At 39.9% G+C, this 10,261-nt stretch carries 8 protein-coding genes and 1 tRNA gene; 6 read left to right on the top strand and 3 right to left on the bottom strand.

Annotation, left to right across the window (positions count from 1 at the left end):
- Positions 1–827 precede the first annotated feature (827 nt).
- Positions 828–1,040, top strand: coding sequence for a hypothetical protein (locus NT073_RS00860; protein WP_297367306.1), 213 nt, complete (start codon positions 828–830; stop codon positions 1,038–1,040).
- A 92-nt stretch (positions 1,041–1,132) separates the two neighbouring features.
- Positions 1,133–2,413: a hypothetical protein gene (locus tag NT073_RS00855; RefSeq protein ID WP_297367302.1), complete on the top strand. Its 1,281-nt coding sequence runs from the start codon at positions 1,133–1,135 to the stop codon at positions 2,411–2,413.
- 210 nt (positions 2,414–2,623) lie between these two features.
- Here the strand turns inward: NT073_RS00855 and NT073_RS00850 are convergent, their stop codons facing one another.
- Together NT073_RS00850 and NT073_RS00845 are read right to left on the bottom strand one after the other, a co-directional pair.
- Positions 2,624–4,672, bottom strand: a complete 2,049-nt coding sequence (locus NT073_RS00850; protein ID WP_297367299.1) for an ATP-binding protein — start codon at positions 4,670–4,672, stop codon at positions 2,624–2,626.
- Between the two features lie 238 nt (positions 4,673–4,910).
- A tRNA-Met gene (locus tag NT073_RS00845) sits at positions 4,911–4,983 on the bottom strand.
- Between the two features lie 145 nt (positions 4,984–5,128).
- Here NT073_RS00845 and era point away from each other — a divergent pair.
- From era to NT073_RS00825, 4 genes are all read left to right on the top strand, one after another.
- Complete coding sequence (gene era / locus NT073_RS00840) at positions 5,129–6,049, top strand: GTPase Era (protein WP_297367295.1); 921 nt, start codon at positions 5,129–5,131, stop codon at positions 6,047–6,049.
- A 194-nt stretch (positions 6,050–6,243) separates the two neighbouring features.
- Positions 6,244–7,551: a ribosome biogenesis GTPase Der gene (gene der, locus NT073_RS00835; RefSeq protein WP_297367292.1), complete on the top strand. Its 1,308-nt coding sequence runs from the start codon at positions 6,244–6,246 to the stop codon at positions 7,549–7,551.
- Positions 7,552–7,637: 86 nt separating this feature from the next.
- Positions 7,638–8,573, top strand: coding sequence for a DMT family transporter (locus NT073_RS00830; protein WP_297367289.1), 936 nt, complete (start codon positions 7,638–7,640; stop codon positions 8,571–8,573).
- Positions 8,574–8,760: 187 nt separating this feature from the next.
- Positions 8,761–9,069, top strand: coding sequence for a metalloregulator ArsR/SmtB family transcription factor (locus NT073_RS00825; RefSeq protein ID WP_012929701.1), 309 nt, complete (start codon positions 8,761–8,763; stop codon positions 9,067–9,069).
- A gap of 86 nt (positions 9,070–9,155) precedes the next feature.
- Here the strand turns inward: NT073_RS00825 and ruvB are convergent, their stop codons facing one another.
- Complete coding sequence (ruvB, locus tag NT073_RS00820) at positions 9,156–10,184, bottom strand: Holliday junction branch migration DNA helicase RuvB (RefSeq protein WP_012929702.1); 1,029 nt, start codon at positions 10,182–10,184, stop codon at positions 9,156–9,158.
- Positions 10,185–10,261 lie beyond the last annotated feature (77 nt).

Below are 10,261 nucleotides of genomic sequence, written 5' to 3'. Positions count from 1 at the left end.
TCGAGTACATAGAAGGTTGGTATAACCGTCGACGGAAACATTCAAGCTTGAGTTATCAAACCCCCATTCAACAAGAATCTCATTTTTACACTTCCCAGATGGCAGCCTGAAGAAAATCTCCAGTGTACTGTTGCAAGTCCACCCGAAGTAATAACAAAGGCTTTGCGTATGTATCAAGGGTTTTTAATTGAGAAAACAAACACTTATCCGGGTTGGAGAGAAGCAAACAAAATAGAAAGCCAGATTGCGGAACGGCTGATTAGACGAATTGAACAGGCAATTACAGGCAAGGTTGAATTACTTAGTAACTAATGAGCAAACATTGGTAGAGTGGGACGAAATCGGCTCTTATTTGTTGAATAAAGCAAACTCTATAAACTACTAAACTAACCCTATTACCTTCTTTTCAAGTATACATCTTATACCGGTTAACATAAATACAGAAGCCCGGTTCTTTCAATGTCCGGGCTTTTTATATTTCAGCTATCTACCTATATTCACATAACTCCTTTAGACTGCGTATATGATTACAATATAGAGATCACAGCGCAGACAATGCGTCAATAATATGGTTCATACCAAACACGATGGCGAGCTTTTAGGGCCTGTTACAGCACAGTGTTAACCGATTTTACTTCCATGCCAATTTTAAGAATATACAACGCTACATTAATGATTTCTTATTACGTAACAATAGCCGTAAACTTGCGATAAAGCAGCGGTTCTTTTTTGTGCTGGATAACATATAAGCACGATTGATAGTTAGTCTTCACGGTACACAGATTTGAGTAAATTGCTACAGAAGCACACAAAAAGAGATTAAAACTATGAAAAATGTCCTCAAAATCCAGATAGGAGAAAGATTTTTTTGCCTCATCGAAGACAATTCAAGTACTAGTTATTTGTCAGCATTTGAAATTGATCCAAATACCGGGCAACTATCTAATTGTGGCGTATCGCTTGGTAGGGTAGAGAACTTAAGTGACCCAGAAGTTTATGCGAAAGTGAAAGAAAAGTTAGCATCAGTATTAATCAGATAAGGTTAAAGTAAGTAAATATATCATTACTATAATCTGTTTAAAGAACAGTAGAATCATGTACTTTAAGGTTTACTTTCCTAAAACACCCTAATATGACCTTACCTATCGAGAATTGGCTTGAAAATCAAAACTATTCTAAAAATATTACATTTTTATTTACCGATAGTATTGTCTGCTACAAGTCAGGTGCATATAGAGCTTCTCTACTGTTTTCGTATCTAGGTTTTCTAACTATTCTCAAAGAAAGAATAGTAGCCTCTAATAAGTCAAATATATTTCCAGATGGTGAATGGGAAAAAATTATCAGTTTGCTTCAAGAAGAGGATTCCTGGGAGAGCGCTGTATTTGATGCAACACAGCAGAAAGAAAAGATTGACTCTTTGACCAGAGTACGTTCTAAAGACCCTATATTTTCAATAAGCGAAAATCTAAGAATACAAATTAAATACTGGAAAGATAGACGAAATGATTGCGCTCATTATAAGGATAACATTATAGATACTTATCATGTAGAAGCATTTTGGGGATTTATTCAAAGTAATATATACAAAATTACTGTTGAGGGAGGTAAAAATTCTCTATTAAATAAATTTCAGAGACATTATGATCTTACTTATACACCGGCTAACAAAGATGTCAGCCCTCTCATAGAGCAAATTGATAGTTCTATTGATACATCTGAATTAGACGATTTTTGGAGTAAATTAGACCTACTAATTGATCCTATGGGATTCAATGACCCATATTTATTTAAATTTTACGAAAGAGTATTTTTAATTTCTACGAATCGTGTTATAGACTCACTCATACGTTTTTTGAAGTCTAATAGGTCAGCTTTACGAATATACTTATCTGACTATCCTAGCCGAGTATTAATGTTTTTCCAGTCTCCTGAAGAAGTTAGGAGATTTTGGCAGACTGAGCTTAAAAAATGTAGACTGCCGTTAGGAATCTACGCTTCTTTACTAAGTAATAACCTTATTCCAAAAAATGAATTAGAGGAAGCAAATGTACACGTTTTCAATAATACTGAAAATTACACAAACGTTGAATTTGAGCATATAATTTTAAAAGAGAATGGATTTGGAAATGCAATCGAGAAAGTGCTTTTCCAAAATAAAATGTTTACAAGCTATTTGTGGGTGAATAGTCGAGCCGATTATATCGCGACATTCTTAGAAAAATATCCGCTAAATAACGAAATAGTCAAATCACTATGTGACGAATATTCTAAGAAAAATTTTTCATATTGGCTATTGGAGAGGTTAGATCTAATCTTTGAAAAAAATTTAGATTTCAAAAATCAATTTATTACTATCGCAGAGGAAATCTCGATTAATATACCAGCACCTATTAATAATTTAATTAAATGAAGGAAACTACTAGTACGTAAATCAACCCTATAAAATGTTTGTTGTCTTAGTAACGGAGTAAAAGTAATCTCAATGACATTATTTTTACTTTTATATGTGCGCAATGAACCTTAAATGATACTTTACATGACTATAAAAAACGTAGAGTTATCTTGATAATATTTCTCTTTTATGAAACTTATAAGACTCAAGTAATCACAACAATTGCACTTACCCCGTAATACCCAATTTTTCGAATAAAATTTTATTCCTGTTTTTAGCATCTTTTAGTAATTTTTGATACGAAATAACTTCAATGTATGCATTAAATTGGGTATGAAAATAAAAATATCCTAAACCATCAGGTGTTTTATTAAAATTACGGCTCCCAAGTAACTTATTTAGTTTTGGATTAAAGTCACAAATTACATATGCATAGAAAGGGATTTTTTCTTTATCTGAAATTTGTATATACTTATTTGTTCGGTCTTTAGCTGCCCCTGATCTTAACGTGTCAATATAATCAATCACTTGGTCAACAGGATTATTTTTTACTTCTTGGTCATTATAATCTTTACGCTCCGGCTTCTTAAACTCAACAATTATAAATGAATTAAATGGAGCGGCTTCATTTACAAAAGCAAAACTACTATTAAAAATAAATAGATCAGGTCTATCTTTATTGTCAATATTATCTAATATAGGCATATCTACCATAGGCTTATCCGACGCTAAATAGTAGTGATATGTCAGACGTTCATCTATTAGCCATAAATTCTGCTGCTCATATTTTACGTCATCAGACTCTTTTCTTATAGGGAAAAATAATTCGTGTATAGTTCGCTCACTTTGAAATTTGCCATCTTCGTCACCGCCTAAAAACTTTTCTAGTAAATCAATTATAGCACGCCGATGAATAACATATTTAACAAGGTTAGCTTTCCCAAGTTCATTTGATTGCTCTACATAATTATGGTACGCCTTCTGATAATCCTCAACACTGTTAAAATCATTTTTATTCATTACTTCATCACCAAGTATTTTAGTTTCTAATTCAATTTTTTGTTGAAGTTTAAAAAGTTCTACTTCTAACTTCTCGCCAGATAGGTTTGCTGAAAGTTTACTTACATCTGAACTCTTGTGTTTTAAAACATATTTAAATTGAGGGGCGTACTGTTCTACGTGTCTTTTAATTGACTCAATTTTTTGTAGTCTTAATTCTTCCAAAGGAACTTTTAGAAGAGCTTCTATTTCATTAGTTACTTGTTTTTTTATATCTTCATAAGTTACAATAAAATCATAAAGAGCATCCTCTTCATTATCAGGAAAATTAAATTTAGTTCGTTCGTTGCCAACATGCTTATCTAAATAGTCCGACGTAATATATATCTGGAAATGAAGGTCATCACTACCAGTCAAAAATACGTTGTTCACTAAGTCAGGAATATATTTGCTTAAATTCTCTGGTGTAACACTTCTACAATTTGCACAGTAGTACACTTTATGTCCACTTTGTTTTTTATCAACTTTAAATATAGTAATATTGAAATTTTCGGTTTTTACTTTGAAATCTTTTCTAATTACATTAGGCAGTAATTCTTTGCCAAAAATATTATTAGGTGAAACTTCTGCCCCATTTGTATCTATTATTGTTATCAATGGGCATCTATCTTCTAAAAAATAGATAAAGAAATGTTCTACTATTTTCTCACCTATCTCGTGAATTGATTTTGGACAATTTATTTTATATTCGTCATTGTAAGTATTTAGAATTACTTCTGTTCCGGTAATTTGTTCTTGAGATAAAGTATTTTGTTCTCCATTAATTGCCTTGCCATAGCCTTTAAGCGAGAATTGTCTATTTCTAATTATATTATCAGTATCTCTGTAACTACTTTTATACTCTATTATTTTAAATGCTTTTAAACAAACAAATCGACCAATACCTTTGGCCCCTTTTTCTACCTTATAATCAGATTCAGCAGTAAGGAATGATTTATAGTTCAAATCATTAAATCCAATTCCATTATCCGAAACAATAAATGATTTAATAAAATACTGGCTAACATCTTTTAGCTCATTTAAAGCTTCATCATGACCTTCTCTATCTATTTGTATATTAATTTTCCCTTTCTTCACATTGCCCTTTTCCTCTATAGCATGTATCGCATTAGAAATAATTTCAAATAGCGGCCATAACGCTTTACTCTTGGGTAAATCAAGATTTTTTATCCTACCAGCAATATTTGTGGTAAATTCATCCTCAATAATTTTTTCCATAGCCTTATATATTCGCCTGTTACTCCTTTAAATTGCGATAACCTTAAGTTCGAGGTAAGATAAGCATTGCTATGATAAATTTTACTTAATACTTCCTGATCTGTTGCAATCTGCTTTTATATTTCAAAAACGTCCTTTTTTGTAATAAGGGGATTGATTTCCGTACACATACCCGTATACAGCCTCAAATTAAAAACGCCTAATCAACTGTTATACAGTCAATTAGGCGTTTACTTAGTAGCGGGAGCTGGACTCGAACCAGCGACCTTTGGGTTATGAGCCCAACGAGCTACCAACTGCTCCATCCCGCGATGTTGGGAATGCAAAAGTACGATAACTTTCTACAAATACAACTATCTTTGTAAAAAAAAGTTTTCACCGCTATCGAAACGTTTTCTGACGGGAGAGAGTTGTTGTCTAAAGCCACTGGTAATCAGCCAGCGGGATCACCTACGAATGAATACGGAAACTATAGAAAATTTCCCGGCCGATCATAAGGCCGGGTTCGTCAGTATCGTTGGAAAGCCAAACGTTGGCAAATCCACCCTGATGAATCAGCTCGTCGGCGAGCGGTTATCCATTATCACCGCCAAAGCCCAGACCACCCGCCACCGCATTATGGGTATCCTCAACGGAACCCACGACGGTACAGAATTCCAACTCGTTTACTCCGATACCCCCGGCATCATCAAGCCGCTTTATAAGCTTCATGAGTCCATGATGAGCTTCGTACGCGGTTCTATCGAAGATGCCGACGTGGTGCTGTTCGTAACTGATATTTTCGAGCAACACGACGAAAATGATGTAATCGAGCGACTACAAAAATCGGAGGTTCCGGTTTTACTGCTGATCAACAAAGTAGACCAGGCCACTCAGGATCAGGTAATCGAAAAAATTGCCTATTGGGAAGAACGCTTTAAGGCTACGGAAATAATCCCTATTTCGGCCCTTAACGACTTCAACGTCGACCGCGTCTTTGAAGGCATCATCAGTCGACTGCCGCAACATCCACCTTATTTCCCGAAAGATGAGCTTACGGATAAACCCGAACGGTTCTTTGCCTCGGAAATTATCCGGGAGAAAATCTTTTTGAATTACAAAAAAGAAGTACCCTACAGCAGTGAAGTGGTGGTAACGGGATTCAAAGAGAAAGACGACATCATTGTCATTCAGGCTGAGATTCTGGTAGAGCGGGCTACACAACGGGCAATTCTGCTCGGCGAAGGTGGCAAAATGATTAAGAAAACGGGAATCATGGCCCGCGAAGAACTCGAACGCTTCTTCGGCAAAAAAGTCTTTTTAGAGCAATTCGTTAAAGTAGAACCTGATTGGCGGCAAAAAGAGCGCATGCTCAAGCGGTTGGGGTATGATGAATAAGTAGGCAGGAGTTAGGAGCGAGAAGTTAGGAGGGCTGACGCATGTGTTGCTTTCGCCGGTGCGCCCTCCTGTCACCCACTCCTCGCTCCTAATACTAAAAAAATTAAATGTTAGGAACAGAGCACGAAAGGGCCTGCAACGAACGCGTTAGCAACTTCTCTCTTCTCACTCCTAACTCCTCACTCCTTAAAAAAATGGCAAACATAGTTGCAATCGTTGGCCGCCCGAATGTGGGCAAGTCCACGCTGTTTAATCGCTTGACGGAACAGCGCCAGGCCATCATGGATAACCAAAGTGGCGTTACACGCGACCGGCATTACGGCACGGCCGAGTGGAACGACAAATATTTTACCGTCATCGATACGGGTGGGTACGTAGTGGGTTCGGAGGATGTATTCGAAGAATCTATTCGCGAACAGGTCGAAATGGCCATCCAGGAATCAACCCTGTTGCTGTTCGTCGTTGATACCCAAACGGGCATTACCGGCCTGGATGAAGACTTCGCCGACGTACTGCGCCGGTCGAAAAAGCCAGTCTATGTGGTCGCCAATAAAGCTGAAACGGCCGAGCGGGCGCACACAGCCGCCGAGTTCTACGCGCTTGGTCTCGGTGATCCCTACCCGATCTCGTCGCAGACGGGTACCGGTACGGGCGACTTGCTGGACGAAGTGGTAAAGCACTTCCAGACGCCGGGTGTCGAAGATCCAGACGCGGGCATTCCCCGCATTGCGATCCTGGGACGACCAAATGTGGGCAAATCGTCCTTCCTGAATGTTCTTACTGGTCAGGAGCGGAGCATTGTTACCAACATTGCCGGTACCACCCGCGATGCCATCAACACGCGCTATAAAGCGTACGGAAAAGACTTTATTCTGACCGACACAGCCGGTATACGGCGCAAAGCCCGGGTCGACTCCAACATCGAATTTTACTCGGTGCTCCGATCGATCAAAGCGATGGAAGACTCCGACGTATGCATTATTATGCTGGATGCCACCCGTGGTCTGGAAGCGCAGGACCTTAACATTATTGGTCAGGCTATCAAAGCGAAAAAAGGTGTAGTCATCATGGTTAACAAATGGGACGCCGTTGAGAAAGACCACCGTACGGCCGATGTCATACGGAAGGAAATGATTCAGCGGATGATGCCAATCGACTATGTACCTATCATTTTTGCATCGGTTCATGAGAAGCAGCGCATTTTCCAGGTTATGGAGAAAGCGATGGAAGTTTATGAAAACAAGACGAAGAAGATAGCAACATCGAAGTTAAACGAAGCGATGCAGGCCGAGATCGAGAAATATCCGCCACCGTCCCTTAAGGGGAAGTTTGTGAAGATAAAATACATGGTTCAGGTACCAACGCCATCGCCCACGTTTATCTTTTTCTGCAATCTGCCCCAGTACGTTCAGGAGTCGTACCAACGCTTTCTGGAAAACCGGCTCCGTGACCACTTCGACTTTACTGGAGTCCCCATCACGGTGTTCTTCAGGCAGAAATAAGTTTTATTGAGTCAACTGAATAGGGTCAGGAATTTTTCATTAATTCCTGACCTTTTTTTATACAACCTGACGACGTTTTATTGAGTATGGTAGTAGAGTCTTCTCGCGCCCGGTATTGGCTTGGCGCGTTTTTCGTGTTTATGGCTGCTTTCTGTTTCGCCTGTAAAGGAATATTGATTAAACTGGCCTATCAATATCCCATTGATGCTATTTCGCTGCTTACACTGCGAATGCTATTTGCCCTACCCTTTTACGTACTCATTCTACTTAACCTGATCCGCACTCAACCGCCGGTACAACTAACGCGAAAGCAATGGGTCAGTTTACTGATGCTAGGTATAACTGGGTATTATTTCGCCAGCTTCTTCAACTTTCTTGGGTTAGTCTACATTACCGCCAGCCTGGAGCGGATTTTATTATTTATTTACCCCACGTTTGTACTTCTGATCAATGCACTTAGTTTTAAAAGGCCGATAACCCGCTTGCAGTTACTATCTCTGGGGCTAACCTACAGTGGTATTTTACTGGCTTTCTGGGGAAATATTGAAACCGCTCACCAGAAAGACATTATACAGGGAGCGTTTTGGGTCATTCTAAGCGGCCTGGTTTACGCAATTTACCTGGTGGGCAGCGATGGTATGATTGCCCGGATTGGGTCGCAGCGGTTTACATGTTACGCTATGATTGCGGCTACAGTCCCCGTTTCCATTCACTGCATTGCCCAGCATGGTATACACCTTACGAGTTATCCAAAACCCGTTTATGTGTTGGGGCTGGGCATGGGAATTTTTGTTACTGTCGTTCCAACGTTTATGATTGCGGAAGGGATTAAACGAATTGGTTCGGGAAATGCCTCAATTATTGCCAGTGTAGGTCCCATATTCACAATTATATTGTCAACAATTATATTAGGCGAAATGATTAGTATTGGGCAGATAGTAGGAACATTCTTTGTTTTGGCTGGTGTCTTCTTGATAAGCTGGCACGGTAAGATACAATTTGGCAATAACCAGCAAAATTAAGTATAATTCCTTAATTTTGACTTTCATTTCTTACCAAAAAGTTACCAATAACACACATTAATAAATATTCATCCTATAATAGGATTTTAAAAACAACCATTAAATAAATTAGCGCTCAATTTCAGAGCGTTACTTATTAATATGCAACACCTTTCATTACTATACCTTAAAGACTAAAGACTCTCTTATGGCAACTGATAAGCTAGTTGACGACGAAAAGCGAATTGATAAAGCTGCTTATGTTCTCAAAGCAGTGGCTCACCCCTTGCGCATTAGAATCATTCAAATGTTGAACGATAATAAAGAATTGAATGTATCGGCTATTTATAAAAACCTTAACGCCGAACAGTCTTTAATCTCGCACCATTTGATCAACATGCGTGACAAAGGAATCCTGGATATTCGGCGCAGTGGAAAAAATATCTACTACTTTTTAGTCGATACAGCTGTAGCTGATGTGATTGAATGCATTTATAAGAGCAAAATTTTGAATTAACACAGCCCTCTTTTACAATGCAAAGCGCACTAAGAACAGACCGATCGGACCGTCTTAGTGCGCTTTTTTTATCTTTTCAGTATTTTTTACCCGAACAACTCCCCTGTTTTATAAGGAGGCACAATACCCAGGTGGATATAGGCCCGCTCTGTGGCCTCCCGACCACGGGATGTTCGTTTTAGAAAGCCTTCCTGAATCAGAAAAGGCTCGTATACCTCCTCAATCGTTTCCGACTCCTCGCCACAGGCCGTTGCAATGGTCGACAGGCCGACTGGCCCTCCCTTGAATTTTTCAATAATGGTCAGCAGAATCCGATTATCCATTTCGTCTAATCCATTCTGGTCCACCTCAAGGGCGCTAAGGGCAATCTCCGCGATATCGACGTTGATATAACCATTGCCCTTGACCTGAGCAAAATCCCGTGTTCGGCGCAGCAGGTTATTGGCAATACGTGGTGTACCCCGGCTCCGGCGGGCAATCTCGTACGCGCCCGTTTCGTCGATGGGCGTTCCCAAAATAGCCGCCGACCGTTGAACAATGGTTGTGAGCAACTGTGCGTCGTAATACTCTAGCCGGGAGCTGATCCCAAACCGGGCCCGCAAGGGAGCTGTCAGCATACCTGCACGAGTGGTAGCGCCAATGAGCGTAAACGGATTCAATTTGATCTGCACCGTTCGGGCATTGGGGCCGGAATCCAGCATAATGTCAATCTTGTAATCTTCCATTGCCGAATACAGGTACTCCTCCACAATGGGGTTGAGCCGGTGAATTTCGTCAATGAATAGAACGTCATTAGGCTGTAGATTCGTGAGCAGCCCCGCCAGATCACTGGGTTTATCGAGTACGGGACCGGAGGTCATCTTTATCCCTGCACTCAGTTCATTGGCAATAATGTGCGAGAGCGTTGTCTTGCCTAATCCCGGAGGGCCGTGAAGCAGCACATGGTCGAGGGCTTCGCCCCGCTGCATGGCGGCTTTAACAAAGACCTCAAGGTTTTCAAGCGCTTTGGCCTGACCGGTAAAGTCTTCGAACGAGAGCGGCCGGAGGGCCCGTTCAATTTCTTTATCGGTAGCAGTCATCCCGTCGGCTGAACCTTTCAAAAAGTCGTTTCGCATGGTTTTGATTGGGACAAACCCTGTTCAATAAGTGCCCTGAAACGGGCAGATTTTGCCGGGTCGTTTACCTCAAATTT

It is taken from the genome of Spirosoma sp. (assembly GCF_026391055.1).
GTDB lineage: Bacteria > Bacteroidota > Bacteroidia > Cytophagales > Spirosomataceae > Spirosoma.
This window is presented reverse-complemented; position numbering and strand designations above follow the sequence as displayed.